General features: G+C 58.0%; 15 protein-coding genes. 7 read left to right on the top strand and 8 right to left on the bottom strand.

Features of this window, described 5'->3' with window-relative positions; all coding sequences use genetic code 11:
- Window positions 1-420 precede the first annotated feature (420 nt).
- The 3 genes from ETAA8_RS12205 to ETAA8_RS12215 all read right to left on the bottom strand — a co-directional run bounded on the left by ETAA8_RS12205 (window position 421) and on the right by ETAA8_RS12215 (window position 4304).
- Window positions 421-867: a DMP19 family protein gene (locus ETAA8_RS12205; RefSeq protein ID WP_145088297.1), complete on the bottom strand. Its 447-nt coding sequence runs from the start codon at window positions 865-867 to the stop codon at window positions 421-423.
- 129 nt (window positions 868-996) lie between these two features.
- Window positions 997-3138: an alpha/beta hydrolase family protein gene (locus ETAA8_RS12210; protein WP_202921785.1), complete on the bottom strand. Its 2142-nt coding sequence runs from the start codon at window positions 3136-3138 to the stop codon at window positions 997-999.
- 80 nt (window positions 3139-3218) lie between these two features.
- On the bottom strand, window positions 3219-4304 hold the full coding sequence (locus tag ETAA8_RS12215; RefSeq protein ID WP_145088299.1) for a class I SAM-dependent methyltransferase: 1086 nt from the start codon (window positions 4302-4304) through the stop codon (window positions 3219-3221).
- Window positions 4305-4575: 271 nt separating this feature from the next.
- On the opposite strand from ETAA8_RS12215, the gene ETAA8_RS12220 reads away from it, so the two are divergent.
- The 5 genes from ETAA8_RS12220 to ETAA8_RS12240 all read left to right on the top strand — a co-directional run bounded on the left by ETAA8_RS12220 (window position 4576) and on the right by ETAA8_RS12240 (window position 10531).
- Window positions 4576-4890, top strand: a complete 315-nt coding sequence (locus ETAA8_RS12220) for a hypothetical protein (RefSeq protein ID WP_145088301.1) — start codon at window positions 4576-4578, stop codon at window positions 4888-4890.
- A gap of 390 nt (window positions 4891-5280) precedes the next feature.
- The gene (locus ETAA8_RS12225; RefSeq protein ID WP_145088303.1) at window positions 5281-5589 is read left to right on the top strand and encodes a hypothetical protein; all 309 of its coding nucleotides are present in this window, start codon (window positions 5281-5283) and stop codon (window positions 5587-5589) included.
- Window positions 5590-6252: 663 nt separating this feature from the next.
- Entirely contained in the window at window positions 6253-7614 is a 1362-nt protein-coding gene (locus ETAA8_RS12230; protein ID WP_145088305.1) for a MotA/TolQ/ExbB proton channel family protein, read from the top strand.
- The gene (locus ETAA8_RS12235; RefSeq protein WP_145088307.1) at window positions 7611-9518 is read left to right on the top strand and encodes a hypothetical protein; all 1908 of its coding nucleotides are present in this window, start codon (window positions 7611-7613) and stop codon (window positions 9516-9518) included. The genes ETAA8_RS12230 and ETAA8_RS12235 overlap by 4 nt, the downstream gene beginning before the upstream one ends.
- A complete protein-coding gene (locus ETAA8_RS12240) occupies window positions 9515-10531 on the top strand; it encodes a hypothetical protein (RefSeq protein ID WP_145088309.1) in 1017 nt (338 codons plus the stop codon). Before ETAA8_RS12235 ends, ETAA8_RS12240 begins: the two co-directional genes overlap by 4 nt.
- A 134-nt stretch (window positions 10532-10665) precedes the next feature.
- On the opposite strand, the gene ETAA8_RS12245 is transcribed toward ETAA8_RS12240, so the two are convergent.
- Window positions 10666-11676: a hypothetical protein gene (locus ETAA8_RS12245; protein WP_145088311.1), complete on the bottom strand. Its 1011-nt coding sequence runs from the start codon at window positions 11674-11676 to the stop codon at window positions 10666-10668.
- A 330-nt stretch (window positions 11677-12006) separates the two neighbouring features.
- On the opposite strand from ETAA8_RS12245, the gene ETAA8_RS12250 reads away from it, so the two are divergent.
- Window positions 12007-13602, top strand: a complete 1596-nt coding sequence (locus ETAA8_RS12250) for a hybrid sensor histidine kinase/response regulator (protein WP_145088313.1) — start codon at window positions 12007-12009, stop codon at window positions 13600-13602.
- A gap of 9 nt (window positions 13603-13611) precedes the next feature.
- Here ETAA8_RS12250 and ETAA8_RS12255 read toward each other — a convergent pair whose 3' ends face one another.
- The 3 genes from ETAA8_RS12255 to ETAA8_RS12265 all read right to left on the bottom strand — a co-directional run bounded on the left by ETAA8_RS12255 (window position 13612) and on the right by ETAA8_RS12265 (window position 17116).
- The gene (locus ETAA8_RS12255; RefSeq protein ID WP_145088315.1) at window positions 13612-14985 is read right to left on the bottom strand and encodes a DUF11 domain-containing protein; all 1374 of its coding nucleotides are present in this window, start codon (window positions 14983-14985) and stop codon (window positions 13612-13614) included.
- Between the two features lie 84 nt (window positions 14986-15069).
- Complete coding sequence (locus ETAA8_RS12260) at window positions 15070-15858, bottom strand: hypothetical protein (protein WP_145088317.1); 789 nt, start codon at window positions 15856-15858, stop codon at window positions 15070-15072.
- A 115-nt stretch (window positions 15859-15973) separates the two neighbouring features.
- A complete protein-coding gene (locus ETAA8_RS12265) occupies window positions 15974-17116 on the bottom strand; it encodes a hypothetical protein (RefSeq protein WP_145088319.1) in 1143 nt (380 codons plus the stop codon).
- Window positions 17117-17447: 331 nt separating this feature from the next.
- On the opposite strand from ETAA8_RS12265, the gene ETAA8_RS12270 reads away from it, so the two are divergent.
- A complete protein-coding gene (locus tag ETAA8_RS12270) occupies window positions 17448-18566 on the top strand; it encodes a hypothetical protein (RefSeq protein ID WP_145088321.1) in 1119 nt (372 codons plus the stop codon).
- A 143-nt stretch (window positions 18567-18709) separates the two neighbouring features.
- On the opposite strand, the gene ETAA8_RS12275 is transcribed toward ETAA8_RS12270, so the two are convergent.
- Window positions 18710-19351: a histidine phosphatase family protein gene (locus ETAA8_RS12275; RefSeq protein ID WP_145088323.1), complete on the bottom strand. Its 642-nt coding sequence runs from the start codon at window positions 19349-19351 to the stop codon at window positions 18710-18712.
- Window positions 19352-19404: the final 53 nt, after the last annotated feature.

Genomic DNA, 19404 nt, shown 5'->3' on the forward strand with positions numbered 1-19404 from the left:
TTTCCGTGGAGGGAATTTAGAATGTCGAAGTATGTGAAGATGTTGGTGATGGCAGCCGCAGTGGTAATGCTGAGCAGCACCTCGGCGATGGCTTTCGGTCATCGTCGTTGCAACAGCTGCTGTGCGCCAACTTGTGCAGCACCCGTGTGCGAAGCACCAGCCCCAGCCCCAGCGCCAGCTCCTGTTTGCGAAACTTGCGCACCTTCTTGCGACACTGGTTGTTGCAAGCAAAAGCGCTGCAAGAAGCAACGCTGCCGTCGCGTTCGCTGCTGTGCTCCAGCTTGCTGCAGCTAGTCCGACACGCAATCCTGCCGTCAGACAAAGGAAGCCGCGGGCAAGGGATGCTGGCGGCTTTCTTTATTTCTTGCGGCGACAGACAAGCATCGCAGATGGCGAGGGCTAACCAGCAACGCTTCCCAACTATTTGAAGGTGTTGCCCGTGTTTGATCGAATCCATTTCTCCAGATTGCTCCAAACTCGTTCATCGCCGCATACGGCATCGTCCCACTGAACTTCCCAAGCCCCATCAGCACCAAATTGCTTTTCCATGAACTCATTCCGGAGCTTACTGTCTCGCTCCGGAAACGAAATGCCGAACGAAGTTGCGGCATCTTGAATCGCATTAGCGGCGTCGACACTACCAATCCTTCGGTACGCGTCAGCGAATAGCGAGTAGGATGGATTCCCCGGCCAGTCAGATTCGAAAAAATAATTCAGCCCGCCGTTATCGATCACACCTTGTGCGGAAAACACGAGCGCGACTGTCCGAAACGGCTCGTCCAACAAGCTAATTTCGCCGCCTGCGACTTTGAGCTTTTCAAATGCGATGGTGCTCGCATGCTCGAGGAGTGATTCTTGGTCATTCATGTGAAATAACGAATCGGTTGATTTTTCCGAGATGAAAAACTGTCGGTAGATGAAACGATCACGGCAGATCGATCTGCACGACTTGATCACCGCAGAGCTGCGTCATCTTCCAAATCCTCCGCTCGCAAGCTACTTATCCTCGGCTGGAGTAGGTGGTTTGCGAAACTGCAACTGCTTCTTCTCCCAGCCCAGATTGCTCGCCACTTGCTGCGGCCATTCAAAGCCGGCGACATCTTGATAGATGACGACTTGAGTCTTCTCGGCTGCCAGGGCCACCGCTTGCGGCATGTCGAGCTTGCGCTGCACGTTTAGATAGATGGGCCCATCGCGATGCGTCGTGGGCAAATCGTAGAGGTCGATGCGTTTTGCACCTGGTTCCATGATTGAGGCGTACAGCGCATTGCCACCCATCTTCCGTTGGCTTTGCAACCAGAGGGCCGCTTTGCTCAGTGTCTCGGGCGTGCGGCAAGCTTTCATGGCGGCCACAATGTCCAAGGTTTGCATTCCGTCCAAGGTTTGCCCGAGCAGATAAAACCGGCGGCGATTTTGAATCTGTTTCTTTTCCGACTGATCGAAGGCCGTCGGGCCGACGCCGCGCGGCGCGCAGTAGCTCATCACCCAGGGGAACTTTTTCAGCATCTGTGCCGTGGATTTCCAATTCTCAGACTCTTCAGCAGTTGCGGGTGCCAGCTCGAATTCCTTGGCAAAGCCTGCCCGCAGAAGAAGTTGGAATTCTGCCCAGGCTTGATCGTCGAGCACATTCAGTACTTGCAGTTCCGGCTCTTTCAAGTCTGCCCGCCGGAACGTGAAGAGCTGCAGGCGAATTCCTTCCTGACTGGTGAACTCGCTGGTCGTCAAGCGAATGCCGTCGTGCTCTACAGTCGAAATCTCTTTGAGATCCAGCGGAGGCGAGTTCTCCGGCCAAGCGCGGAACGACTTCGCGCGCAGAAAAGCCAGGTAATCGTCGCGCAGCGTGTTCCACTCCGCAGCGGTCTTGAGCGGCTCGGGAATCACTGCAGCCGGTACAAACGTCTCGTGAATCGTCGTGTTGATCTGATCTTCCGGCAGTTTGTCGAAGACCTTCAATTGCTCGGGCTGAAAGAACTTCTCGGTGACCTTGGTCACCTGGTCATCAGTTCCCTTCAACTGTTTGTTCAGCCAGCGGAACGCGTGTACCTGCAACTCTTGCGTATCGAGATGCCCGCCAAAGGTAATGTTCAGACCGACGTCATTCTCCTTGCCGAGCTGCGCATAGAGTGGGCGAACCTTTTGAAACGTTCGGTAAACACCGTCGAGCGGAAAGATTCGGTCCCGGTCAGTGTTGGCGATCAGCAGCGCGCGGGGGGCGACCATCGCGGCCACCTGTGGATAGTCCCACTGATAGGTGTTGACCATGAACATGCAGTCGCAGTGTCCTTCGACCGCGCCGTCGACCACATAGTTCTGCAAATCCGTGATGCCGGCAGTTGGCACGGCACACTTGATTCGTTCATCGAGGGCCGAGATCCACCAGCTGTATGCACCGCCGCCACTGCGGCCGGTCACCCCCAGCTTTTGGCCATCGACCTCTTTGCGCGACTGCAGATAATCGAGCGCGCGGATGCAGTTCCAAGCCTCTACGCCGGCCGGCGTATAACCGCGGTTTAGCCACCACCACATGCCATAGCGATGCGTGCCGTGATGAATTCCTTCAATCTCGCCCAGTTGCAGAGTGTCGATGGTCAGGCAGACGTAGCCATTGCGGGCGAACCAGCCGCCGTGGTGCTGGTAATGCGACTTCGAGCCGTAGGCGATGCCGTCCTTCTTGATCTGCCCATGCCCGCAAACATAGAGAACCGCCGGCAATGGCTTATCGATCGTCTTGGGAAGATACAAATTGCCCGTGACATAGAGCCCAGGGCGCGATTGGAAGTGCAACTTCTCGACCGTGAACTCTTCGTGCTCGACTTTGCCCGTAATGACCGGCTTCAAGTCCGTGCGTTCAGGGAGTGGATCGAGACCGAGCATCTCGTGTAGTTGTCGGCGCAGTTCGACTTCGCGTGTTTTCCAATCCGCTGCCGTCTTCACGTCGTTCAAGCAAGCTTGCTGCAGTCGCTCGGTCTCTAGTCGAAAATATTCGGCGAGCATCTCGTCGCCGCGCTTGGTGTCCAACTTCGCGACGGCAGGTTTAGCCGCTTGCTGCTCTTGGGCTGAGCAGGGCAGGGGAGGGAAGCAGGCCGCTGCGAAGAAAGAGCCAGCCAGCAAGACGCAGCGAAATAAACGGTAATCCATACAAGGTTCCTTCAGACGGTCGCGCGAAGCGCAGGAGGGAGCCGCTATGGTGGGATAACCTTGCCGCGAATGCAAGTCTTTTACTTGCCGCCGTCGATCATCCCACTGCAAATGAAGACGTGGAACTGCCTCGCTGTTGAAGGTTCAACACTCGTGAACCAACGCGTGAGATTGGTGTTGTACCAATCGGGCATTTTCGTCACGAGCAGGAACTTGCCCGTGGGCTTGAGAGCGCGGCAGGCAATCTGAATGAAGAGCTCCGGAATTCGAAAGTTGCTGTAGTAAGGCGGATTGCCCAGCGCCAGATCGAACGTGCCAGGAGCAAGTGTGCTGCCGTCGCAATCGAGCGACGTAGTCACTCGCGCCGCTTCGTTGCGCACTGCCCCCCAAGCGGTCGCTTCCACCGCTCGCGCGTTGCTATCGATGGCGGTGACGGAAACATTTTCGAGTCGGAAGGCCGCTGCCAGGGCGACCGCGCCGCTGCCGCAGCCAATATCGAGCACATTGTCCCCCGCTTGCAGCGGCATCGATTCAATCAGCGCGCGAGCGCCGGTATCGAGACTGCGGTGGCTGAAGACGCTGGGCCGACTGCGGAGGTGAATCAGTCGCTCTTGATCGCGAAAGGCAAACTCGCAGGCGAAGTTCTTTTGCTTCTTCAGTGGCTTCTGCTTGATTGCGGAATAGACGACGCCGCCAGGGACGACGTAGCGCGAGACCTTATCGAACAGCGGCTTCAGTTGTTCGTGCAGCCAGGAATCTTCAGCGTTATCGGACGACGCGACGAGTTGCCCACCGATCGCCAGCCGTTCCTGGGCGAGTTGTAACTGATCGCGAACCAGTTCCACTTCACCCTGGCGTTGAAACGGCAAGCAGGCCAGATCGAACTCTTGCTCGGGTGGGTCCGCCACGCAGACTAATTGAAAACTTTCTCGCCGGCGGCCGACTTGCAGCGCGCTTTGCTGCATCGCATACAGATCTAGAAACCAGCACGTGACGGCTGACTCGAGGTGGGCATCGGCAAAGGCAGTCGCGAATTGTGCGCGGCCCAGCGTGGTGCAGAGGAGTCGCTCACCTTTAAGTCGCGGCAAGAAGTCGATCAGCAGTTGTTCGGCGGAACGGGCCGGGTCGGGCGGGAAGAGGGAGCGGGGCGCAACAGGGGAGGGCATGGAGCAGATTTCGCTGAAACTCGTTGATGGTCGGTAAACGGCCACTCAGGTTATCACGCAGGCCAGTTAAGGCCAATCATCGCTCCCTCAATCGGGTGCAGTTACGGCGTTTTGGGTAACAAAGCTGTGGGATACCGCCAAAAAGCGGCTGTTTTAGTGCCTCACTCGCCTTTGGGCCGCGGCTGGCACGTCGCCTGCATAAGAGTTTATCTCGTTAGCCTGAGTCCTGCTGCTCAGAAATGAGACACACTTTCTTAAATGGAGATAGACCATGAAATCGATTCTTCTCAGTATGGTGGCAGCGAGCGCCTTGTGGATTGGCGGGACGTTTACGTCGCAGGCCGACGCTCAAATTCGCGGCGGCTACCGTGGTGGTTATCGCGGCGGGTACTACTCTGCTCCGAGATACTACAACAACAACTATCGGAGTAACTACCGGCCATATTACAGCGGCTACCGTGGTTACAGCCGACCGTACTACGGCGGCTACAACTACGGCTACGGACGTCCCTACTACGGTGGCGGTTACTATCGACCCGGCGTGAGCGTCGGCGTCGGCGGCCTTGGGATCGGCGTAGGCTTCTAAGCTCGCCTGCAAACAAACAATCTGGTTGAACAATTCGAACACGTGATCTGTTCACAGATCACGTCCCTACAGGGAAGTCGCCGCGAGCTGGGCCGAACAGGCTTGGCGGGCGACTTCCTTTTTTTTGCGCGCACGTGAAACAGCAGAGCGGCGGCGGGGCCTCCTTTAGGCCACGGATATATCAGTTTGATGGCGGCGTGTTGTCGAAGTGACGACGCTGTCGCGTGTGGCTGACCACTTTGGCATGTTGCCAAAAATCTTAACTCGTTTCCGGCATTGAGCTTGCGACAATTGGGAAAAAACTGGCACACCCACTGCTTTATTACTGATCCGTTGCTCGGGCACATCGCTCGGCCGAATCAAAAAGATCAAGCACAAGGGAGTTCTGCGATGAAAAGTTTTCTCTACACATTGGTTGCTGTGGCTGCTCTGTCGCTCGGTGGCGTGTTCACTTCGACGGCTTCGGCCGGCGGTGGGCACGGTCATGGGGGGCATCATCATGGCGGGCACGGTGGTCATGGCCATCACAATCATGGCCATCATGGCCATCATGGTCACCACCACCACAACCACCGCAATCACTATCACGGCGGCTACTACCGTCCGTACTACGGCAATTATGGCTACGGCAACCCCTACTATCGCCAGAACGGAGTCTACTTCGGTGGCAGCAACTTCGGCGTACGGATCGGGTTCTAAGCAGTCGCAGGTTCGATATGCGTACGTGCCCATGGAGGGGCCAACACTTTCGGCCGCTCGCTCGGCTGGTGCTGTGCTGGCCGATCAGCACTAGCGAAGCCAGCGGCTGAAGTTTGGCTCGCCCACGAAGATTGCTGCTCGAGTGTAGAACGTGATGTTCGAACAATGAGCAACAAGAAATGAAAAAGTCCGGGCCCTTCGCTTTTGGCGAAGGGTCCCGGACCGTCGTCCCCCCCGGGATTATCGATAGTGCGACCATTCGGTCGCTGATCTGTTCGTTAAAGAAACGCAGGGCGCTTCCTGTTGCTGAACACCGGTTGCAGCGATCAAGTCGCTCGCAGCGGTGATGGTTAAGAAATCGGTCAGCGAGCCCTTGCGACTTTGGCAAAGTTTGCCGGTTGTCTCTTAAAACCGTCACTTTGTCGGATTTCGACACTCCACTTCTTCTCCAGTCGCTCTTGGCTGCGCGCGGCGAATTGTGTATTCGCTTCTCCGTCATCGTGCGCAGATTGCGTTTGCCAGCAAGGCTAGCAAATTGTGCGGTGTGCTCGGTCCAGGACAATGACTGATTCGGCGGCGGTGTTTTGGTCGATCTTAACGGTTAGCCAAACCTTGCCGGCCGAAATGGGCCCGTGATAGTTGCCCGTGAGAAAGGATGCTCCGGTGTCGCAAGAGATTAAGTCGCCAGCAGCGAACAAGCAGAATGCCCTCTGGTCCCTGATCAGCGGGGTGGGTTGGCCCCTCATGCTCGGTCTGGGACTGGCGGTCATCTTTTATGCGCTGATTTATCGAGGGCCCCTGCATCATCCCTCGATGATTCGCTACTTTGGCGGTCACCCGATCAATATTATCGAGACCGCGCTGTTCTTCATCGGACTGGTCGCGCTCATCAACAAGATGCTCGACGTGATTGCCCAGCAAGCTTCGCTGGGGGCCATCAGCCTGGGTGAATTCAACGGCCCGCAACCGACCACCAAGGCTGGCGAACTGCTCGATATTCTCTCGTCACTCTCCAAACGGCTGCAAGAAACGTATCTCGGCCGGCGTTTGACCGACGCGCTCGAAGCCGTCGAGCGAAATGGCTCGGCCGATAAGCTGGAAGAGGAATTGAAATACTTGTCCGATATGGACGGCGGTCGGCAGCAGGAAAGTTACTCGCTGGTCCGAATCATTATTTGGGCCACGCCGATGCTCGGGTTTTTGGGTACGGTCGTCGGCATTACTGCCGCGCTGGGTGACCTGGGCAAAGAGCTTGGTTCTCAATCGGCAGATGCCGGCGGAGGCCTGCAGGGGGCAATGACCGGCCTGCTGGCTGGATTGTATGTGGCCTTCGATACCACCGCGATCGCCCTTTGCTTTTCGATTGTGTTGATGTTTATTCAATACGGCATCGACCGGGTTGAAATGGAGCTGCTGGGTCAGGTTGACAAGCGCGCCGCACAGGAACTGATCGGCCGCTTCGAAATGGTCGGCGCTTCGAGCGATCCGCAGCTGCAATCGATCCATCGCATGACGCAGCTCGTCGTGGCTGGCACCGAACAACTTGTCCTCCGGCAAGCCGAGCTCTGGCAGCAGACGATTCACTCGGCCCATGGTCACTGGGACCGCTTACAGCAGTCGAGTGGCCAGCAGTTGCAAGCTTCGCTCACAGCATCGCTGACGGAGTCGCTCGAGCAACATGCCACTCATCTGGCGAGGATCGAGCACTCGTCAGCCGAACACATGCTTAAACGCTGGGAACAATGGCAGGGGGCGCTCAATGAGAACGCCAAACTGCTGTATGCCCAGCAACAAGAAATGGCTCGCCAGGGTGAACTGATGACCCAAGCTATTCGCGCTGCTGGTGATGTGGTGCAGCTCGAGAAGGCTCTGAATAGCAACCTGTCGGCACTCGCCGGTTCCAAGAACTTCGAGGAAACCGTTATGAGTCTGGCTGCGGCGATTCACCTCCTCAACAGCCGGCTGGGGCGTTCCGATGCTCAGCATGTTGAACTTGGACCTCAAGGCAGGAGTCGTGCGGCATGAGCAAGAAGGTTCGCCGGCAAGCTATCGGCGTCGCCCTCTTCCCGTTCCTTGCCGTACTAATTTGCACGATGGGCGCCTTGATCGTGCTGCTCGTGTTGCTGGTGCAACAGGCGCGGCTTGATGCGCACGATGTCGTGAAGAACAAGCAGCGGACTCCGCCGCCTGTCGACCCGCTCGCGGCCGAACGCAAGATCGCGCAAGAGAAAATCGAAGACGAGCAGTGGCGGCAAGGAATGCTCGAACAGCAACGGCTCGAACAGGCTGAGGTATTGGCCTCCAGTCGCGTGAAAGTTGCGCACTTAGAAGATCACATCCGCCGCTTGCAGGACCAGGCCCGCGCGCTGATGACCCGCGCGCAGGAAATCGATCGTGGCGAAACGGCGAAAATCGCTGATGTCACGGCCGAGCAAACTGAACTGGCGAAACTGCAAGCCGAGATCGCCCGCCGCAAGACCGAACTCGAAGACAAGAAAAAGAAGCTGGCCGAAAAAGATCGCTCATTCGCGCTGATTCCCTACGATGGGCCCAACGGCACCAAGCGCCGGCCGATTTACATTGAATGCCGCATCGAAGGTGTGGTGCTACAGCCCGAAGGTCTCATTCTCGGACCTGCCGACTTCAGTGGCCCGATGAATCCGGGCAATCCGCTTGATGCGGCGCTCCGTACCATTCGCGAGGCCTGGAAGCGGTCGGGTGAACCGGGCGAGCCTTATCCGCTGTTGGTCGTGCGCCCCAGCGGCATTGTCGCCTATCAAGCAGCGCGACAGGCGCTCCGCGGTTGGGATGACGAGTTTGGTTACGAACTCGTCTCCGACGAGAAACGACTCGACTACGGCTCGCCGAATCCGGCCATGCAAAGCATGCTCGAAGAAGTGGTCGGCAAAGCGCGCGAACGACAAGTAATGCTGGCTGCTGCCATGCCGCGCAAGTTTCAAGACGATGACACGCTGACCTCGTTCTCGCCGCAAGATCAACCTGAATTCCAGGCCGCTGTGAATGCGGCGCGCGGTTCGGGTGGTGTCGGCAATGGCAACGGCGAATTCGCTGGTGGAGCAGGGAGCATCGGTGGCAACGGCGGCTACAACCCAGGCAGTAACGCCCCTGGCATAGGCAATCCTCAAGGCACTTATGGTGCTCCGGGCAATCCTGGAACCGGGCCTGGTATCGGGCCTGGAACGGCCGGTGGTGGCCCGAATGCACAGTTCGCCGCCAGCAGTGTTCAGGCCAACAGTATTCAGGCCAACAGTATTCAGGCCAACAGGGCAGGGCAGGGGGGCGCGACGGGTGGCAGCGGTGCCGCGAACAATAACACCGGAGCGAATGCCGGCGCAAATGGCCAATACAGCACCGGACAAACCAGCGGTGGCGGCGGTTCGAGCACGGGACGTCCCACCACCAACATCAATACCGGACAAATGGCAGGGCAGGGGAGCCCCAGTGGTTCCGCCAGCGGTTCGCCCAATACCAACTCGGCTGCTGCGTCGGGCTCGAATCCAGGCGGCACGCCCAGTGTTACGAGCGGTGCGAAAAGTAGTCAGCAGCGCGCGGGCAACTCGCGCACGGCGAGCAATTGGGGATTGCCCGGCGCTCAAGGACGAACCACTGCGGTCACACGGCCAATTCGCGTGGTCTGCTTGCCCGATCGATTGGTTGTCGTTCCCGAGCGAGGTGACGATCGCGCTGTCAGCACCATTGCCGTCTCGCCGCAAATGAAACCTGAAGAGGCCGATGCCTTTGTGAAGGCGGTGCAAAAGCACTTGGATGCGTGGGGCCCCGCCATGACCAATGGCTATTGGAAACCGGTGCTGCAAGTCGAAGTGACCCGCGCCGGCGAAGGACAATTCACGGCTTTACAGCAGATGCTGAATGGCAGTGGCTTTGATTTGCAAAGGAAGACGCCGTGAGACGCCGAACCGCACAGGTCGAAGCGCCGGGCCAGGATTCCTTCTTGGATGTCGTCGCCAATCTCGTCGGGATCTTGATCATCCTGGTGATGATCGTCGCTGCGCAGGCCAAACGGGGTTTCATCGCGGCTGAAATGCCGGTCGAAACGCCGGCAGCGGAAATTGCTCCGCTACCCGATGTGATCGCGGCCACCGCAGCTGCCAACGAAGTCGAGCAAGGGATTGTGCAGATCAAGCGGAATCTGGCTGCCCAAAACCTCGAGTTGCAAATCAAGCAGCAAGAGCGTGCGCGCCTGCAACTGCTCGTGACGGTGGCTGAGCAATCGCTGGAGAAGCACCGCAACAAACTGAGTTCCGAAGATCAGCAGCGGTTCGATCTGAAGTCGCAAATGGATCAATCGCTCAAGGAGCTACTGCAACTCGATATTGAGCGGATGACCCTCGAACAGTCCCGTCCGGGCAATGTCATTCCCCATCTGCCGACGCCGATGGCGAAGACAGTCTTTGGCAAGGAGATTCATTTTCGTCTGCTCGGTGGCAAAATTGTTTATCTTCCCTGGGACGAAATGATTGAAGCGATGAAGGCGGACTTGCCTCGGCAAGCTCAAAAGCTGGCCGATACGCCGCGCGCCGAATTTGGGTTGCCGATTATCGCGGGCTTTGGTGCCAAGTACATCTTGCGGCGGTTTGATGTCGACGTGCAAACTCGCATTGCCGCTGCGCGGCAAACTCGTATCGGACTCGAACGCTTCTTCTTTGTGCAAGTCGACGACCCGATTGGCGAAACGATGGACCAGGCAATGCGCCAAGGCTCGCAGTTTCGCGGCCGCTTGGGAACCGTCAATCCGCAGCAAGCAACGGTCACCTTGTGGGTCTATCCCGATAGCTTCGAAGAGTTCCGCGCCGTCAAGCAGGAACTTTTTCGTCTCGGTTATCTCACTGCTGGCCGGCCACTCCCCGCTGGTCATCCCATCGGCGGCTCGCCCGAAGGCTCAAGGTCGTCGGCCGAGTGAGAAGAATTGCAGACCGCTGATTTGAGATTGCAGATTGAAGGCAAGCTCGTTCCCTTATCTGCAATAAAAAAGCCCGCTGATTTCTCAACGGGCCTGACTAATTCTGCATTCTGCCTTCTCACTTCTGCATTTGCTCACTCCGAGACATCCAAGATCGTCTCGATGCTGCTGATATCGAGCGGGCTGTTGCCGCCCGCATCTTCCAGCTTGTCAGTGCCGCCACCACCGTTGAGTTCGACATCGGCTGCGATCAGTTCGAAGATTTGCAGCAGGTCGTTCCCCAACCCAAGGTTGATATCAATTTCGTCCAGGGCTTCGACTTCGACGGCAATCACCGTGTCGTTGCCGCCGCCGGCATCCACCAGCAGGTCGTCGGCAATGAGTAGGTCGAACAGTTCGACTTTGTCGTCGCCCGCTTGAGTCCGAATGATCAGATCGCTGTTGTTCTCGATTTCGGCAAAGAACAGGTGGACCAGATCGTTTTCGCTTCCAGTATCGATGTCGACCAGTCCCTTAAATTCGGCGAAGTCGATCAACACCTGGTCGTTACCGCCGTTGGTATCAATTTCGAGTGCCTGGCCACTTGAGCCGACTGCGTTCACAGTGACTCCATCCAAGCGGACGATGTCGATTCCCGTGCCGCTGCCGCCATCGACCTTGAGTTTGCCTCCGACGGTCATATCATCGGCGGCGTAGGTGTCGGCTCCATCGCCGAGGTTCACGGTGACATTCTTGGCGAACTTCACCGGCTGGAACGATGTCGGCAGACCAGGTTGCGAAGCGAAGAAACCTTGACCATCGGAGATGTGAACTTGATCGTTGCCGCCGTTCATGTTGAAAGTCACGTTGCCGGTGACGCCGCTGAACACCTTGAAACCGGCACCGTTGATCGAGGTGTTCGCACCGGCTTGCTTGAGGCCAACGACAGCAAACTGGTTGCTGGAGATTTGGCGAATTTGGACCCCGTTACCTTGAGCATCGCCGGTCACTGTCAAGTTACCGGACGAGAGCGTGACGTTAACGTTGCCGGCCATCAGTTCGCGAGCTTCGAGGGCTTCGACCCCGTAGCGGCGAGTGGTCTTGGGGGGAGCAACTTTGCGAGCAGCGGGCTTGCGAGCAGAACGGGCAGTGGTGAAACGCGACATGACAGAATTCCTTGAACTGAGGTGGGATAAAGTGAGGCGGGAGACGAGTGTCAGGCTTTTTCGTTAGCACTTGTAACTCTCGTCAGGATGGTTAGGCGGGGAATGCGGGAATTTGTTTCGCAGGTTATTCGCAACTTTCAGCGGGAGCGAGCGAAGCCCACAGACATGCTGGCATCGAGGCCGGTTGCCTCTCTGGATTTGTAGGCGAACTTGCTGTTTACTAGGTGACCTGCCAGGCAGCAAAGTCATGGAATCTTGCGACCGCTGCCCGCAACGCTTTGCCCAGTTCCAGTTGGGCGAGGGGACCGATTTAGTCGCCAAAGGATTGAGATGCCGCATCAAGAGTTAATTCGTGTCGTGCAGCGGCTGTCATTTTGCCGCGATCTGCCAGCTGTCTTTAGCGTGCTGCAGAATTCCGCCCGCAAGCTGACCAAAGCGGACGGCGTGACCATCGTTCTGCGAGATGGCGATTTCTGTCACTATGCCCAGGAGGATGCGATCAGTCCTTTGTGGAAAGGGCGACGGTTCCCACTCGAGAAGTGCATCTCGGGTTGGTGCATGCTCAACCGCGAACCCGTAGCCATTCCCGACGTCTTTGCCGATGCGCGAATTCCGCACGATGTCTATCGCGCCACTTTCGTAAAGAGCATGGCGATGGCACCGATCCGGACTGAAAATCCGCTCGGCGCTGTGGGTGCCTATTGGGGCGATACTTGCCACGTTACCCCCGAGCAACTCGATATGCTGCAAGCGCTGGCCAATGCCGCCGCGGTGGCCATTGCCAACGTGCAACTCATCGACTCGTTGCAGGAAGCGAATCGGCGCAAGGATGATTTTCTGGCGATGCTGGCGCACGAACTGCGCAATCCCCTTGCGCCACTGAAGAACAGCTTGCACCTGCTGAGCATTTCGAACTGTGATCCGGCAGTGGTTGAACAATCGCGGCTGATCATGACGCGACAGGTCGACCACATGTCTCGGCTGGTCGATGATTTGCTCGACGTCTCGCGGCTTACTCGCGGCAAGGTCTCGCTGCACGAGGGTAAGCTGGAACTGAATCAACTCGTCCGGCAAACCCTGGAAGATCGCGCATCGGCACTGGCTGCGGGCCGCCTGCAATTGACGACCGATTATTCTCCCCAGCCACTTTGGATCAGTGGCGATTCCACGCGGCTAACTCAAGTCATCGCGAATCTGCTCGACAATGCGGTGAAATTCTCTGATGGCGCAGGCCAGTTGCACATTTGCCTGGCAAGTGACGAAACAAATCGCCAGGCCGTCTTGCGCGTGCGTGATAGTGGCATTGGCATTGCCGAAGAGTTGCTGCCCCATGTCTTCGAGAGCTTTTCGCAGGCCGATCGTTCGCTTGATCGGACTCGTGGCGGACTAGGACTCGGTCTGGCCGTAGCCCATGGTCTGGTCACGCTGCATCGCGGCACTATTACGGCTCACAGTGAAGGGCAGGGGAGGGGGGCTGAGTTCGTGATTCGCCTGCCTCTTTTGCAGGTAGCACCCATGGCAGCCAAGACGCCCAGCGAGCCGAAAGCACAGCAGCGCCGGCAACGGGTGCTGATTGTCGAAGATAATCAAGACTCGGCCAATACGCTGCGGATGTTGCTCGAACTATATGGCCACGAAGTGAGGTTGGCCTACGACGGGAAAGAAGGAGTGACTGCGGCACAGCAGTTCCAACCCGCCGTGGTCTTGTGCGATATCGGGCTGCCGTTGATGGACGGCTTTGAAGTCGCGCGGACGTTGCGAACCATGCCCGAGGCGAAATCAGCCCGGCTGGTGGCAGTCACCGGTTATGGCCGCGAAGAGGATCGCCAGCGCGCATTCGCAGCTGGCTTCGATGCTCATCTCACTAAGCCGGTCGACATGACGCAGCTGCTGCTGCAGATCGAGCCGGCTGGAAACAAACTGTAAACTCTCGCGTTATCGCACGCGGCAGCGGAAGCGGATCAGCCCGCCTTGGCCCACTTCGAGTGGTTCGGTAACTTCCCACCGCAGGACGAGCGTATCGGGATTCTCTTGCATCTTGAATTCTGCACCGACCGTGCAGCTTTGGCTCTTGGCTACATATTCGAGCCGTGGCGTCAGGTGATCGATGATCGTGACGTTACCGATCTTTTGATCGCCGACGTTATCGAACCGCAAGGTGAACTCGACAAACTCACCCACCTGAGCATCGCAGCTGCTGGCGATCTTGCAGATTCGCAGACGGGCTTTGCCTTGCATTTCGTAGGTGTAGGTGACTTCAGGTTTGGCAATACCTTTCGCCTCGTGAGCCATCACCCCTTCGATGATAACTTGAACTGCCTGATTGCTCTGCCAGGTGACCGCGGCCAAGGTCCGTTCGGCCAACACCGCTTTCTCTGCGTTCTCGAAAATGCCCTGTTGAATGAACTTCAGATTCTCGTGCGGCATGAAGCCACCGCGAGCGAGCACAGGATTGGTGACGTTGTCGACACCAATTCCCTTGGTCTGTTCGCGGAAGGTAACTGCCGGATCGATGTGCAGATCGGCGAGGACTTGTTCGGGCTGAACGGCCGTCGTGGGCGAGCCGAGCTCTTGATGCAAGTTAAGTTTGGTTGGTTTTTCGACGCCCGCCATCCGCTCGTGACCTTCGTACACGATCGGGTTCATCACTTTGCGAATTGCGGCGAAGCGCGGAGCATAGATGCAGCACTTATTGCTCGCGGCGACTTCGGTTTTTCCATCGAGCGTGTCGAAGTGAGCGATTGTGTCTTCGGGATCGAGCCCGACGACATCCCAGTTCTGCTTCACGCGCACATCGTCGTTGTTGTCGCCACCATCGCAGATGTATTCGTCCGAGGGCCAAGGCTTCTTGATGCCGTCGGGCATCCAGCCGCCATAGGGATCTTCGCCGGGCAGATCGGGTGAGAATTGAAACGGAGCTTGGGGCCCGCAGCAAGGGCAACCGCTGCCGTGGGGACCATGTCCGTGCATCGGCTGACCGGTGTAAGCGCTCGAGGGGAGCGAAGGTGCTGGTGCATTCACGCCGGGATAATAACCAACGGGCCGCACCAAGCGCGGAGGCTGATAGCCCGCTTTGGGCACTGCAGCCAAGGGAACGCGATCGACGGCCGGTGTCGGAGAGGCTGCGGTGGTTGCCGTGGGAGTGGTCGTTGTGGAGGCAGTTGGCTTCACCCCGTCGCCAGTCGGCAACAGTGGACGAAACGGAACCTGCAAACCTTTGCACGAGCAGAAGGTAAGGAGCGGCAAAGCGATCAATACCAGCAGGCCCCGCCGAGCGAAGTGTTGGGCAATGATGTTGGGCTGGCTCATGAGCAATTCCTTTACGCGTCGTGTCTTGTTCGCTACGCTCGTTGGGCAATTAATGAAGCGACCTTCAAAAATCAGCTTTCGACCTTATGGCACGTGCATTTCGCGGGCTGGTAGGCGCGGAATGAGAAAGCTCTTCTGCCCCTGATTGAGCGGACCTTCGAGCGGTGGCTCGAGGCCATCGCGGCGATTCACAAACGGCGGCGGCACTTCGTATTTGACGTAAGGCGGATTGAGGTACAGGAACTTGCCATCGACGAACTCGGGCGTCGGCAAGCGTGAACCCATTCGCAGGATGGCTACTGGCCGGCCCATGCGATCGGCCACATGCAGCGGATCTTCGCCAGCTGGAACTTCGATGTATCGCTGACGGGGCGGTTCATCGCGGCGGGGCAGGGCGGTCTTGGGTTCTTCGATATAGATGACGCGCATCACGTATTTGCCTTGCAAGGCAAACTCGAGCTCTTCAGCGGTCAGTTCGATCGGAATCGGAAAGCGGGCTGCTTGCCCCGGCGGTGGATACAAACGATCGATCACTTCGACCGAAGGATAGACTTCTTCGCCTTCGTGCAGCGGGATGCCCGTGACTTTCAGGCGATAGACCTGACCAATCAGCATGCCGGCCAGGGCAGAGTTCTTATCGGTGGGCGCAAAGCCACCTTGTTCGGCCAGCGCGACACTGGTCCCCTCGGGGCCGGTGACTTTGACCGGTTGAAAGTAGCCAGGTCGTGGTCCACCACGTTCCAGCTGCTTTTGTCCAATCCAACCCGGCGGCATATCGGCGTTGTCTTGCAGATGCCACACGTTTTGAGCGTGGGCCGAAGAGGTTAGCAGCAAGGAAGCTGCCAAGACAACGAATGTGAAGTGACTTCGCATGGTGAGCAGCCAGGCAAGGCGTTAGATGGTTCGTGAATTTGCACCGCAAGCCCGCTGGATTTCGCCAGCGGGCTGCGAGTTTGTTGATCTGCGGTTTTAGCAACCGCGTGATTGTTTACTGCTGGCCGGGCGGGCAGTATTCGCCGGCCTGGTTGTAGCCACCGCTGCCAGGGCCACCACCGGGAATTCGTTCATGCTTGTCGTAGTGCGGTTGCCCGAACTGATAACCAGCGTGAATGTTCTGTTCGCGGATGTGTACCTTGTTGACCGGCTTCGGATAGCTGAAGCCCGGTTGTTGCCGCACGTGCACTTTGAAGTGCTCGGTCGGACCTGGGATGTGATAATGCGTGTGGTTCTTCATCATGTGCGACTGCAAACCGGCTGGGCCACCCAGTGGAATGTGGGGCGGGCCAGGCAGGCCGATCGGCGTGCCGCTGGTGGTCATGCCGTACTGAGCGGCTGTCACACCGGCGACGTAGTTCGGCGGCAAAGTACCAGGGAAACCACCACCCATGCCTGCCATTCCGCCAGGTCCGCAATAGGCACCGCCCATACCTCCCATGCCAAACATCTCGCCACCGAATTCCGGCCCGACGATGCTGCCCGGCATTTCGATGTCCTTGTTACCGACACGGATCACCGCGAGGATCGCACCGCGGCGATCAGCTTCGACGATCGGATCGACACCTGGATCGAGCCGCGTGCTGACCAGAGTTTCGACACCGGCCAGAGCCAGTTCTTGGAACTCCGGATCAGGCAAGTAGATCACCTTGGTGACGAAGTTGCCGGCCAGTACCTGGTCGAAATCTTCTTCGGTGAACTGCATGGGAATCGCGTTGTGAGCCAGGAACGCTTCCGACCGTGGAGTGGTCGGGGCGATCTCGACGGTGGGATACAGTTCCACACCTTCGCGGCCTGCGATGTTGGTGATCTTCAACCGGTAGATACCGTTCTGGGGAAAATTCTGGCGACCAGGAACGACCAGCGGAGCTGAGTCGAACGAGGCTGTGCCACTCACATCCCACCGCACTTGCATCCCTTCGGGTTTCGCGAAGAGGAGCTGCACGGTTGGCATGCTGACGGGAATCATCGCGGGAGGTAACGAGGGGGGCAACACGCCCGGCCCTGGTCCACCCACGCCTGGTCCCGGCTCCAACAATTGCGAAGCCGGTGGCAGATTGTGCGCCTTGGGGAATACACACCCCGTAGCCGTTACGACGGCCAGCGACATGATGCAAAGCAACAGACGGATTTTCATGGTGTCCCCCCTGACACAACTCACCGCGATTCACTCCGCAAACCTCCTGGCTTGCTAGGACCGCGGCGTTCATGCTTCCCTGAACGAACTTGTGTGTGCGTGTGCTAGCGTCCGATTGCAATTCGCAACACGAAAGCTGGCTTAGACTGCCGTGGACCCGAAAGTCGCTGAAGGCCTATCATCTGGGCAGAAAATCTCGCGACCAATCTTCGCGAGGTTCCCCTTCAATGCTCAGGATGCACCTGCAGCCACTTCCGCTGACGGAGTGTCTATGGGTAATTGTTCGGCCCGGTGCAGAACGAATCTTTGGCAAAACCCGCACGACCCTCCAATGACATACAAACTGCCCGATTTAACACTCCCTGGATTCACACAGCCCAGCTTCACAAAGGGGCTCTTGGCGCTCCTGGCCATGGGAGTTGTCCTCTATTTTGGTGCCAGCGGCATTCAGAGCGCGCTGCGCATCGGTCGGGCTCACGCGCAGGACCGTGCTTTTCCGCTGGCCGAGTTTCAGGGGCTGGCCGATAGCCGCGCGAAAGCAGGCGGGGCAGGGCAGGGGGGCGCGCCAGTTGCATCGCCAGGCGTGGTCGATGGGAACGCGCTCGTCGCCCAAGCTGCGCGGCGCGTGCAGGCCGAGCCTTCGGTACAGGCGCAGATTCGTTTTCGCATCGATGCCGCGGGCCAGAACCTGCTGGGCAACGGACAGTACGTCCAACTGGGCGATGGTCCCGAGAAACTGCTGCGGTTCGATCTCAAGTTGCAAGTCGCCGAGCGCACCGCGGCGCTGCAGCAGATCAGCGGTCAGCAATATTATTGGGTTCGGCGCGATCTTCCCCCCGCCGCGTATAAAGTGGCCCGCGTGAACCTGCGCACCGTGCGTAACGCAATTGCGAAAGAGAAGGCGGCGCCTGAGCGCGACGAAGTGCGCCCCGCAGTCCCTTCGCCCGGCGACGATGCCTGGCTGCTGCTCGGTGGCTTGCCGGCGCTGCTCGAGTCGCTCCATCGCGATTTTGAATTCACTGCTGCTCGCGCTGGTGAGATTGAATACCCAGTATCGAGTGAGTCGCGCGCGCGACGCATGCCCGTTTGGGCCGTGAGCGGCAAATGGAAACCGGATCGCTGGAAAGAATTAACAACGACGACGGGCAAAAAGAGCAAGCACGAATCCCCCATGTCATTGCCCGAACGAGTCGACCTGGTGCTTGGCCGCAACGAACGCTCGTTTGGGCTCTTTCCGTATCGCGTCATCTACTATGCGCGCGCCTTGCCTGGCGAGGCAGGGCAGGGGAGTGGTACCGGTGAATTGGTCCCACTGGTCAGCATGGAGTTCTTCAACGTCCAGCCCGCCGCGGAACTCGACCCGCGCGACTTCGACTACAACCCGGGCGAACAAGAGATTGAAGACCTCACGCAAGCTTATCTCGTGAAGCTGGGACTGCCGGTGAAATGAGAGCGGCGGGAGACGGGAGACGGGAGACGGGAGGCGAGGGATGTTGGAAAGAAGGAATCAGGTTCGCGATCCACTCACATTATGAAATGCTTTATCCTCTCGTTCTCACTGGCCATAGTTTCGATTGCAACTTCCCTCGCCCCTCATTCCCCCAAGTGCCACACCGAGTTGACCGTGCGGACTTGCATCGTGGCGTGTTGCCAGACGAGTACATTCACGCAGCAGTTCTCTTGCGTAAGTTGGCGATAGCGGGCGAGTGGAATTTCCAAAACTTGCGCGAGGTAGGCGCGCAGGACAACGTTATGTACGACAACGATGATACGCTGGCCCAAGTGGCGCTCGGCTAAGGCTTCGAGAATGGGTGTCACGCGGTCGGCAACTTGCACGACGTTCTCACCCTCGGGATAACCATTGGTTGCCGGGTCTTCCAGGAACAGCAAAAAGGCTTCCGGATCCATCGCTTCAATTTCGTCGCGATCGCGGCCTTCCCAGCGGCCAACATCGACCTCGTGCAGACCCGAGAGCGGCTCCACCACCAAATTCTGACGAGCTGCGATTCGCTCCGCTGTTTCCACCGCTCGCTTCATCCGACTGCTGAAGACGGCTGAGCACGGGATCGTTGCTAAAAACTCAGCAGTTGCTTCCGCTTGCCGCACACCTTCGGGTGACAAACTCAGATCGATGCCACAGCCTTGCAATCTGACTGGCCTGGCAAGATTGGCAACCGTCGCACCATGCCGCACCAGCAGCAATACGCAAGAATCCGGGGCAGGGGAGGGGAGCATGTGGAAGTTCGGAGGTCAGAGAGCTTGTTCGTACTCGATCAACAGCCAATTCT

The sequence above is a fragment of the Anatilimnocola aggregata genome (genome assembly GCF_007747655.1).
Classification (GTDB): Bacteria; Planctomycetota; Planctomycetia; order Pirellulales; family Pirellulaceae; genus Anatilimnocola; species Anatilimnocola aggregata.

Coding starts and splice junctions, on each gene's coding strand:
- ETAA8_RS12205 (WP_145088297.1), bottom strand. CDS start 867: ATGAATGACCAAGAATCACTCCTCGAGCATGCGAGCACCATCGCATTT.
- ETAA8_RS12210 (WP_202921785.1), bottom strand. CDS start 3,138: ATGGATTACCGTTTATTTCGCTGCGTCTTGCTGGCTGGCTCTTTCTTC.
- ETAA8_RS12215 (WP_145088299.1), bottom strand. CDS start 4,304: ATGCCCTCCCCTGTTGCGCCCCGCTCCCTCTTCCCGCCCGACCCGGCC.
- ETAA8_RS12220 (WP_145088301.1), top strand. CDS start 4,576: ATGAAATCGATTCTTCTCAGTATGGTGGCAGCGAGCGCCTTGTGGATT.
- ETAA8_RS12225 (WP_145088303.1), top strand. CDS start 5,281: ATGAAAAGTTTTCTCTACACATTGGTTGCTGTGGCTGCTCTGTCGCTC.
- ETAA8_RS12235 (WP_145088307.1), top strand. CDS start 7,611: ATGAGCAAGAAGGTTCGCCGGCAAGCTATCGGCGTCGCCCTCTTCCCG.
- ETAA8_RS12245 (WP_145088311.1), bottom strand. CDS start 11,676: ATGTCGCGTTTCACCACTGCCCGTTCTGCTCGCAAGCCCGCTGCTCGC.
- ETAA8_RS12250 (WP_145088313.1), top strand. CDS start 12,007: ATGCCGCATCAAGAGTTAATTCGTGTCGTGCAGCGGCTGTCATTTTGC.
- ETAA8_RS12255 (WP_145088315.1), bottom strand. CDS start 14,985: ATGAGCCAGCCCAACATCATTGCCCAACACTTCGCTCGGCGGGGCCTG.
- ETAA8_RS12260 (WP_145088317.1), bottom strand. CDS start 15,858: ATGCGAAGTCACTTCACATTCGTTGTCTTGGCAGCTTCCTTGCTGCTA.
- ETAA8_RS12265 (WP_145088319.1), bottom strand. CDS start 17,116: ATGAAAATCCGTCTGTTGCTTTGCATCATGTCGCTGGCCGTCGTAACG.
- ETAA8_RS12270 (WP_145088321.1), top strand. CDS start 17,448: ATGACATACAAACTGCCCGATTTAACACTCCCTGGATTCACACAGCCC.
- ETAA8_RS12275 (WP_145088323.1), bottom strand. CDS start 19,351: ATGCTCCCCTCCCCTGCCCCGGATTCTTGCGTATTGCTGCTGGTGCGG.